We start from the raw sequence: 20493 nt of genomic DNA, 5'->3' as shown, positions 1-20493 counted from the left end.
CTTTTCCGTTGGATCTCTGTCGCAGATTTTGACGCGCCATGCCCCGCCATTTGCGACAGTTCGCTTCGTGCCGCGTAGCGGAGGTTGAAAAAGCGCCGAGATCAGGGCTTGTCGCCGCGCAGCATCTCGCGTTTGCCGGCGAAACCTGGGAGCCGCTCGACGATGAAGCCGGCCGCTTCGAGATTCCGTCGGACGAAGCCGGCGGCGGCATAGGTCGCGAAGGTGCCGCCGGACGCCGCCTTGTCGAACACCAGCCGCATCAGTTCCCGTGACCACATGTCCGGGTTGCGGGAAGGAGCAAAACCATCGAGATACCAGGCGTCGAATGTATGCACCGAGGTGGCGAGGTTCTCAAGCGCAGGCCCGCACACCACCGTCAACCGAACTCCATCGGCGAATTCGAGATCGACGTTGCCTTCCGGTGCTTCCGGCCAGCTCGCAACATGCGCCCGTTTTTCCTCGGAAATTTCCGTCCAGTGCGAAAGCGCCCGGCCGATGTCGGCTGCCGGCATTGGGAAACGCTCGAAGGAGATGAAGTGCAGCCGGCCCATCGCCGTTCGCGTCTGTTTCCATTGCCGCCACGTTTCGCAGAAATTGAGGCCGGTGCCGAAACCGAGCTCGCCTATGACGAAGCTTTCCGCCGCCTGCCAGCGTTGCGGCAGCCTGTTGCCGGAGAGGAAGACATGGCCGCATTCCAGCCGGCCGTCCGTGCGGCAATAAAAGTGATCGCCAAACTCCCTCGAGTAGGGCATATCGCCCTCGTGCCATTCAAGGCTTTGCCGCGATGGCGGATGGCTCTGGTGGAAATCAGTTGCTGTCATGGCGTGGTCGTCTTCCGACCCTTTGAAGATGCACAAGGGTGAAACGCTGCATAATTTTTCCTTCGATCGGATTCGATCTACGGAATTATGCCGCGGAAGGTCAATCGATGAGTGAACTTTTGATCGTGGGCGGCGGTATCATGGGGCTGTGGGCCGCCGTCATGGCCGGCCGGGCGGGCATCGGCACGTGCCTTGTCGAGCGCAGGAGCATCGGCGCGGGTGCGAGCGGAGGCCTGCTTGGCGCGCTGATGCCGCACATGCCCGACCGGTGGAACGCAAAGAAACAATTCCAGTTCGATGCATTGGTCGCGCTCGAAGACGAGATCGCCGAACTGCAGCGCGCGACCGGACTATCGGCCGATTATCGCCGCTGCGGCCGGATCATGCCGCTCGCCAAGCCGCATCTGAGGGAGATCGCTCTCGACCACGAGCGGGATGCGGCACGGCATTGGATTGCCGGCGTGCGCCGGTTCCACTGGCATGTCCGGGATGTGGATTCCGACTGCGACTGGCCGGCGTCGGAGGCGGCCTCCTTCGGCATTATCCATGACACGCTGGCTGCGAGAGTGGCGCCGCGGCGCCTTGTGCAACTGCTCAGGACCGCGCTTGCGCAATTCCCCCATGTCCGTGTCGAAGAGGGTGCCGAGGTTGTCTCGCTCGATCCTCAACACGGACGGCTCTTGCTCGCGGGCGAGAGGGAGATGTCCTTCGGACATTGCATCCTCTCCGCCGGGGTCGAGTGCTTTGGCCTGATCGATCGCCTGGCGCATTCGGCGCAGGCGCCGAGCGGCGGTGCGGTCAAGGGGCAGGCGGCGCTGCTTCGCGCAGATATCGATCCGGCTTCGCCAATCATCTTTACCGATGGGCTCTACATCGTCGCGCACGAAGATGGTCATGTGGCGATCGGCAGCACCAGCGAGAATCGCTTCGACGAGCCCTATTCGACGGACAATCAACTGGATGCATTGATCCGGCGAGCCGAAGCTTTAGCGCCCGCGTTGCGCGGCGCGCGGGTCATCGAGCGTTGGGCCGGACTGCGCCCGAAGGCAACCGGGCGCGAGCCGATCGTCGGCCGCCATCCCGATCACGACAATCTGTCCGTGCTGACCGGCGGCTTCAAAGTCAGTTTCGGCATCGCACACGCCCTGGCGCGTTTCGTGATCGACGACATCATTGGGCGGCCGACCGTCGCTCTTCCCGAGTCCTTTGCGTGCGCGCACCACATGGCGGCGCTGCGGCAGCAAGGCCGCAGCCGGCCCGAGGGTGCTCCTTGACCTACAGCGCCGCGCGTCTACGAGACGCACAAAGGATGCTGTTGCACTTTAGAGCGGGATGCGCTCACGTGCGTTCGCGCAACCGCTCTATCTGTTTGTTTTTGCCGCATTTGTGCGACGTCAGGTGATCCCACCTGACTGCAAAATTCTCTAGCCCATTGCGCGCCGTATGGTTTTTGACAGCAGAGACAGGAAGGCCGGGCGGGACGATGCCACGAGCTTCCAGGAGAGCACCGACGTCGCCAGTTGCCGCGGAAGCACCCCGACGGCAAGGAACCAGGCCGCCTCCACGGCACGCCTTCGGATAGAGTAGTTCATGCCAAGGCTGGCGGTTGCCCCGGCTGCTGCCAGGCGCAGCCGCGAGTCACTTCTGACCGGGTGCCGCGCTTCCTCGATGCACAAGGAGGCAAGCCGCTCTTCGAGGTGGGTCGGGTCGCGCATGACGATCCCGGGCTGCAAGTGCGATCCAGTGGCCTTTGCCTCGGCGGAAAGAGCCTCAAGGCGGCGGAAGTCATGTTGCATGCGCCAGCGGGCCCGCTCGGCCAGCTTCTCGGCAAACAGCGAATGATTGGAACCATGCATGCGGTATGCCCCGAGGCAATCGTCGGTGGCGTGGACCTGTCCATGCAACGGCGCCACAGTTGCAAGATAGCCATCCGCTCCTTGCCTGAATTCTCCCTCCGGGATCGGCATCACCGCTTCCAGAGCCGAACGGGCGAAGGCGAGGCCGCTGGTGACCGTCGTCTGATAGCGGCCGCGATGAAACAGTTTTGGCGTCACGTCGCCGGTGTCGAAGGGCTGCTCCGGTGGCGGATAGATATCCATTGCCCTTTCTCGCTGGTCGACGAGATCAAGCCTGAACTGAAACTGCGCGGTCGAGGGGTCCCATGCATTGACGACCTCGGATACGGCAGCCGGATAGAGATAGTCGTCGGCGTCCAGGAAGAACACGATGTCGCCAGAGCTCGCGGCAAAACCGGTGTTGAAGGCGGCCGCGTGTCCGCCGTTTGCCGGTCGCAGACAGGCGCGGATCCTGTCGCCGTATGATCGAATGATGTCTGGCGATCCATCGGATGAGGCGTCGTCGACGACGATAACCTCGGTATTTGCGTGATCTTGAGCCAGGGCGCTGTCAACACAGCGCCTGAGAAAGCGTGCGTAATTATAGTTGGTGATGATGATGGATACAGAAGTTTGGTTCAGCAAAGCCTGCCCTCGCTCTGATCCCCGCTGGTCGCTTCGGTACTCGTGCTGAGTGTGCGCGGTCGGTCGCCGGGATCTCTCTCGAGATAACAAGGCATTCGCCGCCTCGCAGACGGCCACTACCAACCTTCAAAGGAAACCGCGGGTAGATTTCCTCCGGCGCGGCGGTGCTCAAAACGGCAGGTTGCTGCCTTGCACCATTGCGCGATTTTCCACGCTTCAAGGGAAGCGCTGCGGCGTAGTAACTGCACTTATTGTGTTGACAATAGGGCCCTGCCGGATCGGCGTACGGAACGTCGACGAGCGTTGGCGGGGTTGGACATCGCGTGTTTCCACCGTCCATCATGCTTCGCATGAGACGCTTCGGTCGCTTTAAACGATCGATTTTTGGCCCGGTTCCGAGCCTCCAACTTCGTTAATCTGTCACGCAAATCACCTAATAGGCGGGCCATCCACGGACTTCCGGAGCATGCGCCATGCGTTACGCCATTTGTTTCACTCCACCTATGGGGGACCCGCTGTCGGCGGTGGCCGCCAGCTGGCTCGGGCGGAACGTCTATTCGGATGAGCCGACGGAACTGCCTTCCGTTGCCGGACTGAGCGTTCCGGAGATCGCCTTCCACACGGCAGCACCCCGCCGCTTCGGCTTTCATGCCATGATCATGGCGCCGTTCTGCCTCAACGAGGCGACCAACGAGACCGAGCTGCTGAAGGCGCTGATGCATTTTGCCAGCGCCGAGGCCCCCTTCGAAATCGCGCGGATGGAGGTTGCCCGGTTCAGCCAGTGCTGGGGGCTGGTGCCGCAGGTGCCGAGCCATGAAATGCACCTGCTCGCCGCCCGTGTCGTCCAGGCATTCGACAGGTTTCGCGCGCCGATGAGCGAGGACGAGATCGAACGGTGTGACCCGGACCGGCTGACCGCACCGCAATTCACCAACCTCCATCGCTGGGGCGATCCCTACGTGATGGACGAGTATCGCTTTCACATGAAGCTGACGGGCGCCTTGAATCCGGAAACCGCCCGGCGCATGGAGGCGCCCCTCAGGGAGCTATTCGAGCCGCATTTGGAAAGGCCGCTTTCGATCGGCAGCCTTGCCCTGTTCATCGAGCAGGATCCGGGCGCGCCGATGCGGGTCCATTCTCAGCATCCGCTTGGCAAGATTTCCGCCCGTCTGCGCGACGGCGCGGCGAAACGGTCGGCCATCGAAAGCCTGACCGAAGGTCGCGCTGCCCGGCCGATACCCTACATCATGGCCTCCTTGCTTGCGGGCCGGTAGTCGCCCCCTCTGAAGCGTCAATTTCATCTCGACAATCCGGTCCGCGGTGCTACCGTTCCGGAAAAATCGAAGGGGTGATTTGATGGCAGAGGCTTCCTATCCGCGCGACCTCGTCGGCTACGGGCGCATGCCGCCGCAGGTGCGCTGGCCGGGTGATGCACACATCGCCGTGCAGTTCGTCCTGAACTACGAGGAGGGAGGCGAAAGCTGCATTCTCGATGGCGACCCGGCGTCCGAATGCCTGCTGTCGGAGATCGTCGGCGCGCAGCCCTGGCCGGGCCAGCGCAATCTCAACATGGAATCGATCTACGAGTATGGCGCCCGGGCCGGGTTCTGGCGGCTGTGGCGCCTGTTCACGAGCCGCGGCGTCGCGCTCACGGTCTATGGCGTAACGCTTGCGATGGCGCGCAATCCCGAGGCGGTCGCGGCGATGAAGGAGGCGGGCTGGGAGATCGCCAGCCACGGACTGCGCTGGCTCGAATACAGGGATTTCCCGGAAGAGGTCGAGCGCGAGCATATCCGCGAGGTCGTCCGCCTGCATACGGAACTGACCGGCGAGCGGCCGCTCGGAATCTATCAGGGCAAGCCCTCGGTCAACACGCTGAAGCTCGTACTGGAGGAGGGCGGTTTTCTCTACTCCTGCGATTCCTATGCAGACGAGCTTCCCTACTGGATTCCTGGACTGACCGCAGACAAGCCGCATCTCATCATTCCCTACACGCTCGATGCGAACGACATGCGCTTTGCGACCAATCAGGGGTTCAATTCCGGCGACCAGTTCTTCACCTACCTCAAGGACACGTTCGACGTGCTCTATGCGGAGGGCAAGGAAGGCAGTCCGAAGATGATGAACATCGGCCTGCATTGCCGCCTCGTCGGCCGTCCGGGCCGTGCCGCTGCGCTCGCCCGTTTCATCGATTACGTGCTGTCCCACGACAAGGTCTGGATCCCGCGGCGCATCGACATTGCGCGCCATTGGTACGATCATCACAAGCCGGAGGGTGTGCGCTGATGTCTGACAGGGAGGCCTTCGTCGCTCGCTTCGGCGGTGTCTTCGAGCATTCGCCATGGGTGGCCGAGCGCGCCTACGACCGCGCCGCTTCCGCCGGGCTGACCGCCGGCAGCGTCCATTCGGCACTCTGCAACGCGTTTCGTGCGGCGTCTCCCGCCGAACGCCGCGCGGTCCTCAAAGCCCATCCGGATCTTGCCGGCAAGCTCGCGATCGCCGGCAAGCTGACCGCCGACTCCCGGGCCGAGCAGGCGTCTGCCGGACTGGACCGCCTTTCACCCGAGGAGCATCAGCGATTCACTCAGCTCAACAAGGCCTATACGAAGAAATTCGGCTTCCCCTTCATCATCGCGGTCAAGGGTCTGACGAAGGACGACATTCTCGCAGCCTTCGAGAGGCGGATTGACAATTCGGCGGAAGAAGAATTTGAAACCGCCTGCGCGCAGGTGGAGCAGATCGCCCGACTGCGGCTCAAATCCATGCTCCCCGGAGATGAAAATGCCTGAAAGTGCCGTCCCTGACTTCTCCGCCTCGGCATCAAGCCGCGCGCCTGAATGCTGCAGAGCGGAAGCCTGATGTCGCGCCTGCTTTTGATCGAGCCCCTCACGAAGGAGGCTTTCGCCCCGTTTGGCAGTGTCATCGAAGCAGATCCGGCATCGATGCGGTTCATCAATGGCGGCAACACCGAACGGTTCCACGCGCTTGCGCGCGCCGACGTGTCGGGCGAGGGCGCCGGCGTCATCATCAACATCTTTCGCGGCCAACCGCGCGCGTTCCCCTATGCCGTCACGATGATGGAGCGCCATCCGCTCGGCAGCCAGAGTTTCTCGCCGCTCGATGATCGGCCGTGGCTGGCGGTCGTGGCCGAGGATGAAGGCGGGCACCCGGGCAGGCCCCGGGTGTTCCTGGCGAGCGGACGGCAAGGGGTCAATTATGGCCGCAATGTCTGGCATCATCCGCTGATGGCGGTCGAAGCAGCGAGCGATTTCATCGTCGTCGACCGCGAAGGGCCGGGCAACAATCTGGAAGAATTCTTCTACGACGAGCCCTTCGTGATCCCCGTTCCCTTCTGAAGGAAATCAAGCGATGAGCAAGACCGGGCGGCTTACGACCCATGTCCTCGACACCGCGCTCGGCAAACCGGCCGAGGGCCTGAGGATCGATCTTTATTGGCTGGAGGGTGAGGAGCGGCAATTGATCCGCACGGTCCACACCAACAGCGACGGGCGTGTCGACGGACCGATGGTCGAAGGCGTGGCCTTCATGGCGGGCAATTACGAACTGGTCTTCCACGCCGGCGACTATCTCCGGGCAACGGGCGTCGTCCTTCCGAAGCCGGCCTTCCTCGACCTCATCCCCTTGCGCTTCGGGATCGCCGATCCCGGAAGCCACTATCACGTCCCGCTGCTGCTCTCGCCCTACGGCTATTCCACCTATCGCGGAAGCTGATCGTACTCCGCGAGGATGTCGCGGCCGACGTCGGTGATGCTGCGCTTGCCGCAGAGGGCCATGGTGACGTCCATCTCCTTGCGGATGATCTCGAGCGCGAGCGTCACGCCCTCCTTGCCCATGGCGCCGAGGCCGTAGAGGAAGGGGCGGCCGATGAACGTCCCTTGCGCACCGAGTGCGATCGCCTTCAGCACATCCTGGCCCGAGCGGATGCCGCCATCGAGATGGACTTCGATCTGGTGTCCGACGGCATCGACGATGCGTGGCAGCATGCTGATCGACGAGGGTGCTCCGTCAAGCTGGCGCCCGCCGTGGTTCGAAACGACGATCGCGTCGGCGCCGGTCTTGGCGGCCATCTTCGCATCCTCGGGGTCGAGGATTCCCTTGAGGATCAACGGGCCGCCCCAGCGCTCCTTGATCCATTCGACGTCCTTCCAGGAAAGCTGCGGATCGAACTGCTCGTTGGTCCAGGCGCCGAGCGACGAAAGATCGGTGACGCTTTTGGCGTGACCGACGATATTGCGGAAGGTGCGCCGGTTGGTGCCGAGCATCTTCATGCACCAGCCGGGTCGGGTCGCCATCTGCCAGAGGTGCTTCGGCGTCATGCGCGGCGGTGCGGAAAGGCCATTGCGCAGGTCCTTGTGGCGCTGGCCGAGGATCTGCAGATCGAGCGTCAGGACGAGCGCCGAGCATTTGGCGGCCTTCGCGCGGTCGATCAGGTTCAGTACGAATTCGCGCTCGCGCATCACATAAAGCTGGAACCAGAAGGGCTTGGTGGTGACCGAAGCGACATCCTCGATGGAGCAGATGCTCATGGTTGAAAGCGTGAAGGGTACCCCGAAAGCCTCCGCGGCCTGTGCCGCCAGCATTTCTCCGTCGGCATGCTGCATGCCGGTGAGCCCTGTCGGCGCAAGTGCAACCGGCATCGACACCTTCTGGCCGATCATCGTCGTTTCCAGCGAGCGGTTGGTCATGTCGACCAGAACCCGCTGACGCAGCTTGATCTTCGAAAAATCCTCCTCGTTGGCGCGATAGGTCCCCTCCGTCCAGGCGCCGCTGTCGGCATAGTCGAAGAAGAGTTTTGGAACACGCCGCTTGGCGAGCGCCTTGAGATCGCGGATTTCGAGGATTTGCGTCATGGGAACGGCCTTCATCGATGGATGACGACTGCATGTTTCCTCAAGTCGAGCGAACTCAAGGGTAAAGCCATGCAGCAACCCAAAAGTGCTACAGCGACCTTTGTGCGTCCTGTGAGACGCACGGCGCTGTAGGGCCATTATCACGATTTCGGGAGGTGCGTAATAGCTTTGGGGGAGAACAGGTCAAAAAAATTGACCTCTCACTTGGTTCAGTCGGTACCCAGCGAAGATTTGGCCGGACGGCCCGCCACATAGGTCTCGACGATCGCGCGATCATCCCCCATTGTCTGCAGCAGGAAGAGCTCATCGGCCAGCGAATTGACCACTTCGGCGCGCAGCGCCATGGCGGGTGTCGCCGCCATGTTCAGGACGACAATATCCGCATCGGTGCCTGGCTCCAGGGTACCGATGCGATCGACGAGCGACAGCGCCTCGGCATTGCCGCGGGTCATCAGGTGAAAGCTGTCGAAAGGGTTCAGCCGCTCGCCCTGCAGTTGCAGTATCTTGTAGGCTTCGTCGAGTGTCTTCAGCATCGAGTAGCTGGTGCCGCCACCGATATCGGAGGCGACGGAGACGCGCACCGGCTTCTGCCGGCGCGTCAAGGTGCGCAGCGGGAAGAGTCCCGAGCCCAGGAAGAGGTTCGAGGTCGGGCAAAAGACTGCGACGGAGCCGCTCTCGCTCATGGCATCGGCTTCGCGATCGGAAAGATGGATGCAATGGCCGAAGAGGCTCTTCGGTCCAAGCAGGCCGTAGCGGGCATAGACGTCGGTATAGTCCTTCGCTTCCGGATAGAGTTCGCAGGTGTAGGTGATCTCGTCGCGGTTCTCGGAAAGATGCGTCTGCACGTGCAGGTCCGGGAATTCGCCAACGAGCGATTTCGCGACGTCCATTTGCTCGGGGGTCGAGGTGATGGCGAAACGCGGCGTTATGGCGACGTGGTTGCGGCCCTTGCCGTGCCAGTCCGCAATGACCGCCCGCGTCTCGTCATAGCTCATCTCAGGGGTATCGAGCAGGCCTTGCGGTGCGTTGCGGTCCATCATCACCTTGCCGGCGACCATGCACATGTCGCGCTTCAGGCTTTCGGCGAAGAAGGCGTCGGCGGAAGCCCTGTGGACCGAGCAATAGGCAGTCGCGGTCGTCGTCCCTTGGCGGATCATCTCGTCGAAGAAATGAACGGCAATGCGTTCGGCATGCGCCGTTTCGACGAACCGGCATTCCTCAGGAAACGTGTAGGTGTTCAGCCATTCGAGCAGGTTGGCGGCATAGGAGGCCATCACCTGCATCTGCGGGAAGTGAAGGTGCGTGTCGATGAAGCCAGGCATGATCAGATGCGGGCGATGATCGATCTCCGCGACGCCCTCCGGCGCTGCGGCCTTGACTGCCGTGTACGGCCCGGACGCCTTGATCACGCCGTCCCCGATGAGCAGCGCGCCGTCGCTTTCGTAGGAATAGGCATCGCTGTCGTCGATGGCTTGCGGGGCACGGTTGAAGCTCAGCAGGCGGCCGCGAATGAGGGTGGTTGTCATCGTGTCTCCCCGACGGCGCTTTCAAACCAGGCGGTCACCAGCCTGCGTTCATCCGCCGTCATGTCGGTTATGTTGCCGGGCGGCATGGCATGGCTGCGCCCGGCCTGGATATAGATTTCCCGGGCATGGGCGGCAATCTCGGCGTCGCTTTCGAGTATGACGCCGTTCGGCGCGCGGGCAATGCCCTCGTAAGCGGGCTCGGCTGCGTGGCACATGCTGCAGCGGGTCGAGATCGTATCCTTCACCGCTGGAAAATGCGCGTTATCGGCGAAGCGCTTGAAGGCCGGCGCGGCCTCGGCCTGTTCCTCGCCGGTTAACACCTTCGGCACTGTCGAGAGCCACATGATCAGGATGAAGAGGATCACAGTGACGATCCAGGTCCAGGTCGGCTCGCCCTTGCGCGCGTGGGTGGTGTTGAACCAATGGCGGATGGTCACCCCCATCAGGAAGACGAGCGCTGCGATGATCCAGTTGAAAGCCGTCGCGAAGGCGAGCGGGTAGTGGTTCGACAGCATGAAGAAGATGACCGGCAGTGTCAGATAGTTGTTGTGGAGGGAACGCTGCTTGGCCTGGGCGCCGAGCTTCGGATCCGGCGTGCGGCCTGCGATCAGGTCGGCGACGACGATCTTCTGGTTGGGAATGATGATGAAGAAGACGTTGGCCGACATGATGGTGGCGGTGAAGGCACCAAGATGCAGAAACGCCGCGCGACCGGTGAACACCTGCGTGTAGCCCCACGCCATGGCGACGAGCACGACATAAAGCAGCGCCATCAGCCCCCAGGTATTCTTGCCGATCGGCGATTTGCAGAGAAGGTCGTAAAGAATCCAGCCGATCCCGAGCGAGGCGAGCGAGATGAGGATCGCCGTTGTCGCCGAGATATCCAGCACGTGACGGTCGATCAGAAAAAGATCGGCGCCGCCATAGTAGACGATGCAGAGCATGGCGAAGCCGGAGAGCCACGTCATGTAGGATTCCCACTTGAACCAGGTGAGATGCTCCGGCATCGCCGCCGGTGCGACCAGGTATTTCTGGATATGGTAGAAGCCGCCGCCATGCACCTGCCATTCCTCGCCATAGGCGCCGGGAGGAAGATGCTCGCGTTTCACCAGGCCGAGGTCGAGCGCGATGAAATAAAAGGATGAGCCGATCCAGGCGATGGCGGTGACGACATGCAGCCAGCGGGCGGCGAAGGCCAGCCATTCCCAGGCAATGGCGTATTCGTACATTCAGGTCCCCTCGTTTTTTGTCGACGCAGCTTGCGAGAAAAACCCGAAACGGGGAAGGGTCGTTCTCGACGATTCACGCAACAGGCGTAGAGCGGAATGAGGAAAAGTGTGGACGGCTTTCCGCCCGCATCCCGCGCTAACTGACAGGGTCTACGCGCAGCCATCCTGTTTGAACTCCGCAAGGATCCAGTCGCGAAAACTGCGGATCTTTGCGACGTTGCGTCGCGCATGCGGGTAGACCAGCCAGTAGTCGTGGCCCTCGCTGCCGAGCAGATCGAAAGGTTGATAAAGCCGACCGAGCGCGACGTCATCGGCGTAGAATTGAGGAGTGAGGATCGCCACACCTTGCCCAGCGATCGCCGCGCCTGCCTCGAAGGATTGGGCGCCGAGCCGCGTCGGAACCCGACCTTCGAGATCCGGATCGCGGACGCCGGCGGCACGAAACCATAGTGGCCACCAACGGTCTTGAGGGTCGATGATGCGGAGCTTCAGGAGGTCTCGCGGTTCGTTCACCCCGCCGACCGTCGAAGCGAGCGCCGGACTGAGCATGGGTGCAAACTCCACCTTCATCAGCCGATGGCTGACGAGACCCGGCCATTCGCCCAACCCGGACCGGATCGCCACGTCCACTGCCTCTTTGCTGAAATCGATCATCGCATCGTTCGCCGAGAGCCGAACGGCGATGTTGGGATGGGCGAGCTGGAATGAGCCGATATGGCGGGCGAGCCATTGTGACGCGAAGGTCGCAGTCGAACTGATGAGCAGGGCGGATGCCGCGTCGCCGCGCGCCGAGGCAACCGCCTCCTGCAGCATCTCGAATGCTTCCGTCACCCTGGGCGCCAGCCGGTGGCCCACTTCCGTCAGCGTGATTTGCCGCGGGCGCCTCAGGAACAGCGGTTCACCGACATTCTCCTCGATGAGCTTGATCTGATAGCTGACGGCCGTCTGCGTCATGCCGAGCTCGTCGCCCGCCTTGGTGAAACTGCCGAGCCGGGCCGTGGCCTCGAAGACCCTTAGCGCGTTCAGCGGGAACTGCTTCGACATTTTCATGGATAAGTGCTCTTGATGCATGCAGACGGATGTTCGATTGGAATTCGAGCACCTTTGGCGCCATGCTGCAAGTCGAATTCAGCAACTTCAAAGGTGCTAAAATGACTTGCGACGCATTGGAACACCCTGAAAGAAAAGTATTTCTTTCAATCGATCCGATTTCGCGACTGGCTTCGATCCTGTTTCGCCCGAATCCGAGACTGGACATCAGGGTCTTGTCCGATCACATGAAAAGAGACATGGGTTTCATGGATTGGGGCGCGCCCCGGCGGGAGGACGAGATGTTCCGGTAGGGCGAGGGGCCGTCTTTGGAGGCCTCACATCCGTCTCAGCCGTTCCACCGCCATCAAAATCCGTTCCGGCGTCGCCGGCGTATCGAGGCGAGGGCACTCGCGGTAGTCGGCGACACTGGCGACCGCCATCGATAGAGCCTCCAGCACGGAGATCGGCAGCATGAAGGGCGGTTCCCCGACCGCCTTCGATTGCCCGATGGTTTTCTCGGCATTCTCCGACCACTCGGCGAGCCGCACATTAAAGATTTTCGGCCGGTCCGAGGCGAGCGGAATCTTGTAGGTCGAGGGCGCGTGCGTCCTCAAGCGGCCCTTTTCATCCCACCAGAGCTCTTCCGTCGTCAGCCAGCCCATGCCCTGGACAAAGCCGCCTTCGATCTGGCCGAGGTCGATCGCCGGATTGAGCGAGCGGCCGACATCGTGCAGCACGTCGACGCGGTCGATAAGGTATTCCCCCGTCAGCGTGTCGATCGAGACCTCGGAGACGGCGGCGCCGTAGGCGAAATAGTAGAATGGCGTGCCGCGCCCCGTCGCGCGATCCCAGTGGATCTTCGGCGTCTTGTAGAAGCCGGCGGCGGAGAGCTGAATGCGCGCCGTGTAAGCCTGGCGGATGAAATCCGGGAAGGGCACGAGCTCCTCACCGATCTTCACATGATTCGCCACGAAAGTGACGTGTTCGGGGGTGGTTTGCCAGCGCTCGGCGGCGAAGGCGACGAGACGGTCCTTGATCTGGCGGGCCGCATCGAAGGCGGCCATGCCGTTGAGGTCTGAGCCCGACGACGCCGCGGTCGCCGACGTGTTCGGCACCTTGCCGGTCGTCGTCGCGGTGATCTTCACCCGGTCGATATCGATCTGGAAGCTGTCGGCGAGGACCTGGGCCACCTTGGTATACAGGCCCTGTCCCATCTCGGTGCCGCCATGATTGAGGTGGACGGAGCCATCCTGATAGATATGCACCAGCGCGCCCGCCTGGTTGAAGGCGGTCATGGTGAAAGAGATTCCGAACTTGACGGGCGTCAGCGCGATGCCCTTCCGGATCACCCGGCTCGACTTGTTGAAATCGATGATCGCCGCGCGGCGCGCCTGGTAATCGGCGCTGGCCTCCAGCTCGCCGACGATCCGATGGATGATATTGTCCTCGATCTTCTGGTGGTAGGGCGTGACATCGCGACCGGACCCTTTCTCTCCGTAGAAATTGAGCTTGCGGATTTCGAGCGGATCCTTGCCGAGGGCGTAGGCGATCTCCTCGATAATCCGCTCGGCGCCGACCATGCCCTGCGGTCCCCCGAAGCCGCGATAGGCGGTGTTGGAAACCGTGTTGGTTTTCAGCGGCTGCGAGGTCAGCTTCACATGCGGGTAGGAATAGGAGCTGTCGGCATGGAAGAGCGCCCGATCGGTCACCGGGCCCGAGAGATCGGAGGAGTAGCCGCAACGGGCGGCATAGTTCGCATGGACGGCATGGATGCGCCCTTCGTCGTCAAAGCCGACATCATAGTCGACGAGGAAATCGTGGCGCTTGCCGGTCGCCATCATGTCGTCGTCGCGATCCGGGCGGAATTTCACGGCGCGGCGAAGCTTTCGCGCGGCGACGGCGGCAAGCGCCGCGAACTGGTTGCCCTGCGTCTCCTTGCCGCCAAAGCCGCCGCCCATGCGGCGCACGTTCACCGTAACGGCGTTGGACGGCACGCCCAGCACATGCGCGACCATGTGCTGGATTTCGCTTGGATGCTGCGTCGAGGACCAGACGGTCATCTCGTCGTCTTCTCCGGGGATGGCGAGGGCTATGTGCCCTTCCAGATAGAAGTGCTCCTGGCCGCCAATCCGCATCTGCCCCTTCAGCCGGCGCGGCGCTCGTTCCAGTTCTCCTTCCGCGTCGCCGCGCTGGAGCGTCAGCGGCTGCGTCACGAGTTCGCCGCCCTGGACCATGGCGTCGGCTACATCGATCAGATGCGGCAGGTCGCGGTACGTGATCTTGGCGAGCCGCGCGGCGCGACGCGCAATCTCGCGCGTTTCCGCGATCACGGCGAAGGCCGGTTGGCCATGGAACTGCACGCGGCCGTCGGCCAGCACCGGCTCGTCGTGCAGGTGGCTCGGGCTGATGTCGTTGGAATGCGGCATGTCGCTTGCGCTCAGCACGCAGACAACACCGGGCAACGCGGCAACGGCGGAGAGGTCCATCTCCAGGATTTCCGCATGAGCGCGATCGGTGAGGCCCAACGCGCCATGCAGCGTGCCGGCGGGCTCGGGCATGTCGTCGATATAATCGGCCGTCCCCGCGACGTGCTTGTGGGCGCTGTCGTGGCGGAGCCGCGTGTGCATCGGGCCAGAAATGGTGGTCTGCTCTTCGAAGGTGGACTTATCCATCTCGTCGATTCCTTTCGAAGAAAGCGCCCCTCATCCGGCCTGCCGGCCACCTTCTCCCCGTTCCGACGGGGAGAAGGGACTTTGCCGCGCCGCCCTTGTCCCCTCGCCCCGCGAGCGGGGAGAGGGTTAGGGTGAGGGGCAATCCCAACCTACCAACGTCGAGACAGGCGCTCATGCCACATCCTCGAACCGCTGGAGTTGAACAGTCTCGCCCGTGCTTTCCAGGAAAAAGCGCATTAGCAGGTTCTTTGCCGCCAGCATGCGATAGGCGCTCGTGGCGCGCCAGTCGGTGATCGGCTGGTAGTCGCTCTCGAGAGCCGCTTGCGCCGCATGAATGGTCTCCTCGCTCCAGGGCTGGCCGATGAGGGCCGCCTCGACGGCCTTCGCCCGCTTCGGCGTTGCGGCCATGCCGCCGAAGGCGACGAGGGCGGTGCGGACGCGGTTGTCTTCGTCAAGCGAGACTCGGAAGGCGCCGAGGAGGGCGGAGATATCCTCGTCGCGGCGCTTGGAGACCTTGTAGGCGGCGAAGTGATCGCCTTCGGGCAATGTGGGAACGAAGATGCTTTCGACGAATTCGCCCGGCTTGCGATCCTGCTTGCCGTAGGCGATGAAAAAGTCCTCGAGCGGCATCGTGCGGGCGCCGTTCTTCGATCGCAGGCTGACCGATGCGCCGAGCACGATCAGCGGTGGCGGGCTGTCGCCGATCGGCGAGCCATTGGCGATGTTGCCGCCGATCGTGCCCATGTTGCGGACCTGTTCGCCACCGATGCGATCGATGAGTTGGCCGAAGGCTGGGTAGGCTTTGGATAGGGCATCGAACGCGGCGGTGTAGCTGACGCCGGCGCCAATCGTCAGACCCACTTCCGTGCGCTCGATCCGCTGGAGTTCGGCGATGCCGTTGATGAACACCGCCGGATTGAGCGGTCGCATCTGCTTCGTCACCCAGAGGCCGACATCGGTTGCGCCTGCGACGATCGTCGCGGTCGGATGTTCGTCGAGCACCGTTGCGAGTCCCGTCGCGTCCGCCGGCACGATCAGACAGTCCTCGCCCTTGCGGATCACGATCGTTTCCGTGGAACGGAGCGCTTTCAACCGTGCGGTGACCGCTTCCCGCGTACGGGTGATCGGATCGAATATCGCCGATGGGCGTTCCCGCGCTGCGGCTTCAGCCGCCCGCACGATCGGCTCATAGCCGGTGCAACGACAGAGATTGCCTTGCAGCGCCTTTTCGATCGCGGCCCGGCTCGGATTTTCATTCGTCAGCCACAGGCCATAGAGCGACATGACGAAGCCCGGCGTGCAGAAGCCGCATTGCGAACCGTGGAAATCGACCATCGCCTGCTGCACCGGATGGAGCGTGCCGTCCTGGGCCGCGAGGTGCTCGACGCTCACGATATGCGTCGCGTTCAGCGAGCCGACAAAGCGGATGCAGGCGTTGACGCTTTCGTAGACGAGCCTTTCACCGTTCTCGCCATCGTTCGAAAGACGGCCGACCAGAACCGTGCAGGCGCCGCAATCGCCTTCGGCGCAGCCTTCCTTGGTGCCGGTCAGCCGCCGCTCCAGCCTCAGATAGTCGAGCAGGGTTGCGGTCGGCGAGACGTCCGAAAGGGCGACTTCGGTGTCGTTCAGGATGAAGCGGATGCTATCGGATGCCTGTGCCATGCCAATCATTCCGTGGCTGCTGCATGTTCCCATAACCGTAGACGATATATGGATAAAAACATGCAGCAATTCAAAGTGCTACAGGTGCTTCATGCGTCTGACAAGAAGCGCGGTGCTGTCGGTGGAGCGGGATGCTTATGGAAACCGCTCATACGTTCACTTAGGCCGCTCTACTGCGCGGTCCAGCCGCCATCCATCGAGACATGCGTGCCGGTGATCTGTGCGGCATCGTCGCTTGCAAGATAGAGCGCCAGCGATGCCACTTGCTCGACCGTTATGAATTTCTTGGTCGGCTGGCCCTTGAGCATCACGTCGTTAACCACCTGCGCCTCCGTGATGCCGCGCGTCCTCGCCTGGTCCGGGATCTGCTTCTCGACGAGCGGCGTCAGCACGTAGCCGGGGCAGATCGAGTTCGCGGTGATGCCGTTTTCCGCGACCTCCAGCGCAACCGTCTTCGTGAGGCCCATGATACCGTGCTTGGCCGCGACATAGGCGGACTTGAACGGCGAGGCGACGAGCCCGTGCGCGGAGGCGATATTGATGATCCGCCCCCAGCCTTTCTTCTTCATGCCCGGCAGCGCGGCGCGGATGGTGTGGAAGGACGACGAGAGATTGATGGCGATGATGCGGTCCCATTGCTCGACCGGAAAGTCTTCGACCTTCTCGACATGTTGCACGCCGGCATTGTTGACGAGGATATCGACGCCGCCGAAGCGCGCCGCAGCGGTCGCCATCAGATCGGCGATCTCGTCGGGCTTCGTCATGTCCGCGGGATGATAGATGACCGTGCCGCTTCCGAGCCCGGCGACGTCGTCCGTCACCGCCCTGATCTCGTCCGGCGCACCGAAGCCATTCAGCACGATATTTGCGCCGGTCTTCGCGAAAGCTTTGGCAATCGCCAGACCGATGCCGCTCGTCGAACCTGTTATGACCGCAGTTTTCGTCATTTCGTTCTCTCCCTCGCGCTGCCGCTCTTTGCGCCGGTCGAAGCGGATCGCGGGCGAAACTCGCCGCGCTGTTCGTCCTTCCGCCGTCGCTTCGGTTTTGCGCTGCAACAGTGTCAACCTACGCGGAAAAATGCACGAGTGACAATTGTGTTTTTCGGATTGCCAACGCAGATTTGACGCCGTTGGAGGAGCGGCGGGATTGCGTTTCGTTTTCGTTTGACATTCGTTTTTCCGTCGTATTGAAGTTTTTCGAATGTCGTCGTTGAGGAAGGCGCGACGTCGAATTAGGCCGGGGAGGGGCGCATGGGCGAATATATTCTCGCGATCGATCAGGGCACGACATCGAGCCGGGCGATCGTTTTCGACCGCAAGCAGAAGGTCGCTGGCGTCGGCCAGAAGGAATTCAAGCAGCATTTCCCGAAATCGGGCTGGGTCGAGCACGACCCGGAGGAAATCTGGCAAACGGTTCTCTTTACCGTCAAGGAGGCGATCGAAAAGGCCGGCATCTCGGCGAGCGAGATCGCCGCAATCGGCATCACGAACCAGCGCGAGACGGTGGTCGTGTGGGAGCGCGAGACCGGCAAACCGATCCACAATGCGATCGTCTGGCAGGACCGCCGCACGGCGCCCTTCTGTGAAAAGCTGAAGAAGAAGGGACTGGAAAAGACCTTTGCGAAAAAGACCGGCCTGCTGCTTGATCCCTATTTCTCCGGCACGAAGCTCAGCTGGCTGCTTTCGAACGTGAAGGGGGCGCATGCGCGCGCGGCAAAGGGCGAGCTTTGCTTCGGCACGATCGACACCTTCCTCATCTGGCGGCTTACCGGCGGCAAGTCCTTCGCCACGGACGCGACCAACGCATCGCGCACGCTCCTCTACAACATCGCCGACAATGCCTGGGACGACGAACTGCTCGATATCCTGCGCGTTCCGCGGGCGATGCTGCCGGAGGTCAAGGATTGCGCCGCCGATTTCGGCGTGACCGATGCAGCGCTCTTCGGGGCGGCGATCCCGATCCTCGGCGTTGCGGGCGACCAGCAGGCGGCGACGATCGGTCAGGCATGCTTTACGCCCGGCATGCTGAAATCGACCTACGGCACCGGCTGCTTTGCGCTGCTCAACACCGGCAAGGACATCGTCCGTTCGAAGAACCGCCTGCTTACCACCATCGCCTATCGCCTCAACGGTGAGACCACCTATGCGCTCGAGGGTTCGATCTTCGTTGCCGGCGCGGCCGTGCAATGGCTGCGCGACGGCCTCAAGGTGATCAAGGCGGCTCCGGACACTGGCACGCTCGCCGAAAGCGCCGATCCCTCGCAGGACGTCTATCTCGTGCCTGCCTTTACCGGCCTCGGCGCGCCGCACTGGGACCCGGACGCGCGCGGCGCGATTTTCGGCATGACCCGCAACACGGGCCCGGCGGAGTTTGCCCGGGCGGCGCTCGAAGCCGTCTGCTATCAGACCCGCGATCTGCTCGAGGCCATGCACAAGGACTGGCGTAACGGCGGCAAGGATACGGTGCTGCGCGTCGACGGCGGCATGGTCGCGTCCGACTGGACGATGCAGCGCCTCTCCGACCTGCTCGACGCGCCGGTCGATCGCCCCGTGATTCTCGAGACAACGGCGCTTGGTGTTGCCTGGCTTGCCGGAAGTCGCGCCGGCATCTGGCCAAGCCAGAAGGAGTTCGCCAGCTCCTGGGCGCGCGACCGGCGCTTTGAGCCCAAGATGGACGAGGCGACACGCAAGGGGAAGCTCAAGGGCTGGCGCAGCGCCGTCAAGCGGACGCTGATCGCGGCTTAGAGCAACGTCGCGATCCGACCGAATCGCGGCTGCCCATGCGCAGGCTGATACCCCTCTGCCCGACAGGGCAGAGGGGTATCAGCCGCAGTATTTTACCACTGTCCAAATCATCGATATCGATAATATTCGAAAGCATAGCTGGCGGGATATGTGCCCCTGCGCGCCGCGCACTCTCTGGGCGATTGACCCAGCACAACGGGGGCTTTATGTCCCCGACCACTTTTGTAGGAAGATCATCAACCGACTCCAGGATCGGCTTGACTAACGCATAGCTTGATGGCTATATATTCATCAATAGCCAATGGGGTATGGATCCCAAAATGTCGAACGCGCACGATGTGCTCTTCAGGACGCTTGCCGATCCGACTCGGCGGGCGCTCTTTGAGCGATTATGCCGTGAGGGGGAAAGGACAGTCGGGGCTCTGACGGCGCAGGCCGGCGTGTCGCAACCGGTCGTCTCAAAGCATCTCGGGCTCCTGAAGGAAGCGGGTTTGGTTCGCGACCGCCACGAAGGTCGCCACACGTACTACAGCGCCCAACTCGGCGCTCTTGCTCCGCTGGTCGATTGGACAAGCCAGATGGCCGGTTTCTGGCAAAGCCGCTTCGACGACCTCGAAGACCTACTGAAAAGGATGGACCAATGAACGAAACGTCGCCCGAAACCCGCTCCGTCGTGATCGAACGCGAGTTCCCTCATCCGCCGGAAAAGATCTGGCGTGCGCTCACCCAACCGCACCTGGTCGAGGAGTGGCTGATGAAGAACGATTTCAAACCTCTCGTGGGTCACCGTTTCAATCTTCGCGGAGACTGGGGCGGAGTATTGGACTGCGAGGTCCTCGCCGTAGAGCCGAACAAAAGGCTGACCTACACCTGGAATTTCGCCCACGACGATGCCGCCTACGATCTGAGGAGCGTGGTGACTTTCACTCTCATCCCGACGAGCACGGGGACCCAGCTGCGCATGGAGCAGTCGGGCTTCCGGCCGGAACAGCGGCAGGCCTACGGAGGCGCCAAAGCGGGATGGCAGCAGTTCCTTGCCAATCTGGAGCGCGTCTTGGCGCAAATGGATTGAAGTCCGCCAGCATCGTCCAAAATGGGCCAATCGCCCCCCGGTTCACTGCATTAATGGGAGGTCTCAATGAATTGGAATGTGTGGATTCGGCAAATCCACCGCTGGTTGTCGATCGTCTTCACGGTGACTGTGATCGCCAACTTCGTCGCCATGGCACTGGGGGAGCCTCCCGCATGGGTGGTCTATTCGCCATTGCTCCCGCTCTTCCTGCTGCTGTTTACTGGCCTCTACATGTTCATGTTGCCGTACATTGCGAAGCCGCGTGGTCGACCCGCTGATGCGATGAAGTGAGCACAATGGCAGCTAGACGCGCCGGCTTCCAGGTCGGCCCGTGGCTCCACAGTGGAAACGATGCGTTTCCCGAACGGCCATTTGCGGCTTGAC

General features: G+C 62.3%; 20 protein-coding genes. 11 read left to right on the top strand and 9 right to left on the bottom strand.

Features of this window, described 5'->3' with window-relative positions:
* Nucleotides 1–101 precede the first annotated feature (101 nt).
* A complete protein-coding gene (mnmC2, locus tag QA637_RS12170) occupies nucleotides 102–821 on the bottom strand; it encodes a tRNA (5-methylaminomethyl-2-thiouridine)(34)-methyltransferase MnmC2 (protein ID WP_283061556.1) in 720 nt (239 codons plus the stop codon).
* A gap of 107 nt (nucleotides 822–928) precedes the next feature.
* On the opposite strand from mnmC2, the gene QA637_RS12165 reads away from it, so the two are divergent.
* On the top strand, nucleotides 929–2095 hold the full coding sequence (locus tag QA637_RS12165) for an NAD(P)/FAD-dependent oxidoreductase (protein WP_153439032.1): 1167 nt from the start codon (nucleotides 929–931) through the stop codon (nucleotides 2093–2095).
* Nucleotides 2096–2245: 150 nt separating this feature from the next.
* On the opposite strand, the gene QA637_RS12160 is transcribed toward QA637_RS12165, so the two are convergent.
* The gene (locus QA637_RS12160) at nucleotides 2246–3301 is read right to left on the bottom strand and encodes a glycosyltransferase family 2 protein (RefSeq protein WP_153439030.1); all 1056 of its coding nucleotides are present in this window, start codon (nucleotides 3299–3301) and stop codon (nucleotides 2246–2248) included.
* Nucleotides 3302–3774: 473 nt separating this feature from the next.
* Here QA637_RS12160 and QA637_RS12155 point away from each other — a divergent pair, with 473 nt between their 5' ends.
* The 5 genes from QA637_RS12155 (at nucleotide 3775) to uraH (ending at nucleotide 7033) form a co-directional block, all read left to right on the top strand.
* Nucleotides 3775–4575 (top strand): DUF1045 domain-containing protein, encoded by an 801-nt coding sequence (locus QA637_RS12155; protein WP_153439028.1) that lies wholly within the window; start codon nucleotides 3775–3777, stop codon nucleotides 4573–4575.
* Nucleotides 4576–4657: 82 nt separating this feature from the next.
* The gene (gene puuE / locus QA637_RS12150) at nucleotides 4658–5587 is read left to right on the top strand and encodes an allantoinase PuuE (RefSeq protein WP_153439026.1); all 930 of its coding nucleotides are present in this window, start codon (nucleotides 4658–4660) and stop codon (nucleotides 5585–5587) included.
* Nucleotides 5587–6090, top strand: a complete 504-nt coding sequence (gene uraD, locus QA637_RS12145; protein WP_153439024.1) for a 2-oxo-4-hydroxy-4-carboxy-5-ureidoimidazoline decarboxylase — start codon at nucleotides 5587–5589, stop codon at nucleotides 6088–6090. Before puuE ends, uraD begins: the two co-directional genes overlap by 1 nt.
* A 69-nt stretch (nucleotides 6091–6159) precedes the next feature.
* Nucleotides 6160–6657, top strand: coding sequence for an ureidoglycolate lyase (locus tag QA637_RS12140; RefSeq protein WP_153439022.1), 498 nt, complete (start codon nucleotides 6160–6162; stop codon nucleotides 6655–6657).
* A gap of 13 nt (nucleotides 6658–6670) precedes the next feature.
* Complete coding sequence (uraH, locus tag QA637_RS12135) at nucleotides 6671–7033, top strand: hydroxyisourate hydrolase (RefSeq protein ID WP_153439020.1); 363 nt, start codon at nucleotides 6671–6673, stop codon at nucleotides 7031–7033.
* Here the strand turns inward: uraH and QA637_RS12130 are convergent.
* From QA637_RS12130 to QA637_RS12115, 4 genes are all read right to left on the bottom strand, one after another.
* Nucleotides 7018–8172, bottom strand: a complete 1155-nt coding sequence (locus QA637_RS12130) for an alpha-hydroxy acid oxidase (protein WP_153439018.1) — start codon at nucleotides 8170–8172, stop codon at nucleotides 7018–7020. The genes uraH and QA637_RS12130 overlap by 16 nt on opposite strands.
* Before the next feature lie 209 nt (nucleotides 8173–8381).
* Nucleotides 8382–9698 (bottom strand): guanine deaminase, encoded by a 1317-nt coding sequence (gene guaD, locus QA637_RS12125; RefSeq protein WP_283061553.1) that lies wholly within the window; start codon nucleotides 9696–9698, stop codon nucleotides 8382–8384.
* Nucleotides 9695–10927, bottom strand: coding sequence for a urate hydroxylase PuuD (puuD, locus tag QA637_RS12120; RefSeq protein ID WP_153439014.1), 1233 nt, complete (start codon nucleotides 10925–10927; stop codon nucleotides 9695–9697). Before puuD ends, guaD begins: the two co-directional genes overlap by 4 nt.
* A gap of 150 nt (nucleotides 10928–11077) precedes the next feature.
* Entirely contained in the window at nucleotides 11078–11977 is a 900-nt protein-coding gene (locus QA637_RS12115) for a LysR substrate-binding domain-containing protein (protein ID WP_167528215.1), read from the bottom strand.
* 29 nt (nucleotides 11978–12006) lie between these two features.
* Between QA637_RS12115 and QA637_RS12110 the strand changes: the two genes are divergently transcribed.
* The gene (locus QA637_RS12110) at nucleotides 12007–12270 is read left to right on the top strand and encodes a hypothetical protein (RefSeq protein WP_153439011.1); all 264 of its coding nucleotides are present in this window, start codon (nucleotides 12007–12009) and stop codon (nucleotides 12268–12270) included.
* Nucleotides 12271–12294: 24 nt separating this feature from the next.
* Here QA637_RS12110 and xdhB read toward each other — a convergent pair whose 3' ends face one another.
* The 3 genes from xdhB to QA637_RS12095 form a co-directional block, all read right to left on the bottom strand.
* Nucleotides 12295–14631 carry a xanthine dehydrogenase molybdopterin binding subunit gene (gene xdhB, locus QA637_RS12105; protein ID WP_283061551.1) on the bottom strand — a complete coding sequence of 779 codons (2337 nt, stop codon included), beginning with the start codon at nucleotides 14629–14631 and terminating at the stop codon, nucleotides 12295–12297.
* Between the two features lie 171 nt (nucleotides 14632–14802).
* A complete protein-coding gene (xdhA, locus tag QA637_RS12100; protein ID WP_153439007.1) occupies nucleotides 14803–16293 on the bottom strand; it encodes a xanthine dehydrogenase small subunit in 1491 nt (496 codons plus the stop codon).
* 170 nt (nucleotides 16294–16463) lie between these two features.
* Complete coding sequence (locus tag QA637_RS12095; protein ID WP_153439005.1) at nucleotides 16464–17240, bottom strand: 3-hydroxybutyrate dehydrogenase; 777 nt, start codon at nucleotides 17238–17240, stop codon at nucleotides 16464–16466.
* 303 nt (nucleotides 17241–17543) lie between these two features.
* Here QA637_RS12095 and glpK point away from each other — a divergent pair, with 303 nt between their 5' ends.
* The 4 genes from glpK to QA637_RS12075 all read left to right on the top strand — a co-directional run bounded on the left by glpK (nucleotide 17544) and on the right by QA637_RS12075 (nucleotide 20400).
* Nucleotides 17544–19037, top strand: coding sequence for a glycerol kinase GlpK (gene glpK, locus QA637_RS12090; protein WP_153439003.1), 1494 nt, complete (start codon nucleotides 17544–17546; stop codon nucleotides 19035–19037).
* A gap of 320 nt (nucleotides 19038–19357) precedes the next feature.
* Entirely contained in the window at nucleotides 19358–19681 is a 324-nt protein-coding gene (locus QA637_RS12085; RefSeq protein ID WP_153439001.1) for an ArsR/SmtB family transcription factor, read from the top strand.
* Nucleotides 19678–20109 carry an SRPBCC family protein gene (locus QA637_RS12080; RefSeq protein WP_153438999.1) on the top strand — a complete coding sequence of 144 codons (432 nt, stop codon included), beginning with the start codon at nucleotides 19678–19680 and terminating at the stop codon, nucleotides 20107–20109. The genes QA637_RS12085 and QA637_RS12080 overlap by 4 nt, the downstream gene beginning before the upstream one ends.
* 66 nt (nucleotides 20110–20175) lie before the next feature.
* On the top strand, nucleotides 20176–20400 hold the full coding sequence (locus QA637_RS12075) for a hypothetical protein (RefSeq protein WP_153438997.1): 225 nt from the start codon (nucleotides 20176–20178) through the stop codon (nucleotides 20398–20400).
* Nucleotides 20401–20493: the final 93 nt, after the last annotated feature.

The sequence above is a fragment of the Sinorhizobium terangae genome, from assembly GCF_029714365.1.
GTDB classification, from domain to species: domain Bacteria; phylum Pseudomonadota; class Alphaproteobacteria; order Rhizobiales; family Rhizobiaceae; genus Sinorhizobium; species Sinorhizobium terangae.
This window is presented reverse-complemented; position numbering and strand designations above follow the sequence as displayed.

Excerpts from the sequence above, each read along its gene's own strand:
- mnmC2 (WP_283061556.1), bottom strand. The coding sequence starts at position 821 with ATGACAGCAACTGATTTCCACCAGAGCCATCCGCCATCGCGGCAAAGC.
- QA637_RS12165 (WP_153439032.1), top strand. The coding sequence starts at position 929 with ATGAGTGAACTTTTGATCGTGGGCGGCGGTATCATGGGGCTGTGGGCC.
- QA637_RS12155 (WP_153439028.1), top strand. The coding sequence starts at position 3,775 with ATGCGTTACGCCATTTGTTTCACTCCACCTATGGGGGACCCGCTGTCG.
- puuE (WP_153439026.1), top strand. The coding sequence starts at position 4,658 with ATGGCAGAGGCTTCCTATCCGCGCGACCTCGTCGGCTACGGGCGCATG.
- uraD (WP_153439024.1), top strand. The coding sequence starts at position 5,587 with ATGTCTGACAGGGAGGCCTTCGTCGCTCGCTTCGGCGGTGTCTTCGAG.
- QA637_RS12140 (WP_153439022.1), top strand. The coding sequence starts at position 6,160 with ATGTCGCGCCTGCTTTTGATCGAGCCCCTCACGAAGGAGGCTTTCGCC.
- uraH (WP_153439020.1), top strand. The coding sequence starts at position 6,671 with ATGAGCAAGACCGGGCGGCTTACGACCCATGTCCTCGACACCGCGCTC.
- QA637_RS12130 (WP_153439018.1), bottom strand. The coding sequence starts at position 8,172 with ATGACGCAAATCCTCGAAATCCGCGATCTCAAGGCGCTCGCCAAGCGG.
- guaD (WP_283061553.1), bottom strand. The coding sequence starts at position 9,698 with ATGACAACCACCCTCATTCGCGGCCGCCTGCTGAGCTTCAACCGTGCC.
- puuD (WP_153439014.1), bottom strand. The coding sequence starts at position 10,927 with ATGTACGAATACGCCATTGCCTGGGAATGGCTGGCCTTCGCCGCCCGC.
- QA637_RS12115 (WP_167528215.1), bottom strand. The coding sequence starts at position 11,977 with ATGAAAATGTCGAAGCAGTTCCCGCTGAACGCGCTAAGGGTCTTCGAG.
- QA637_RS12110 (WP_153439011.1), top strand. The coding sequence starts at position 12,007 with ATGTTCGATTGGAATTCGAGCACCTTTGGCGCCATGCTGCAAGTCGAA.
- xdhB (WP_283061551.1), bottom strand. The coding sequence starts at position 14,631 with ATGGATAAGTCCACCTTCGAAGAGCAGACCACCATTTCTGGCCCGATG.
- xdhA (WP_153439007.1), bottom strand. The coding sequence starts at position 16,293 with ATGGCACAGGCATCCGATAGCATCCGCTTCATCCTGAACGACACCGAA.
- QA637_RS12095 (WP_153439005.1), bottom strand. The coding sequence starts at position 17,240 with ATGACGAAAACTGCGGTCATAACAGGTTCGACGAGCGGCATCGGTCTG.
- glpK (WP_153439003.1), top strand. The coding sequence starts at position 17,544 with ATGGGCGAATATATTCTCGCGATCGATCAGGGCACGACATCGAGCCGG.
- QA637_RS12085 (WP_153439001.1), top strand. The coding sequence starts at position 19,358 with ATGTCGAACGCGCACGATGTGCTCTTCAGGACGCTTGCCGATCCGACT.
- QA637_RS12080 (WP_153438999.1), top strand. The coding sequence starts at position 19,678 with ATGAACGAAACGTCGCCCGAAACCCGCTCCGTCGTGATCGAACGCGAG.
- QA637_RS12075 (WP_153438997.1), top strand. The coding sequence starts at position 20,176 with ATGAATTGGAATGTGTGGATTCGGCAAATCCACCGCTGGTTGTCGATC.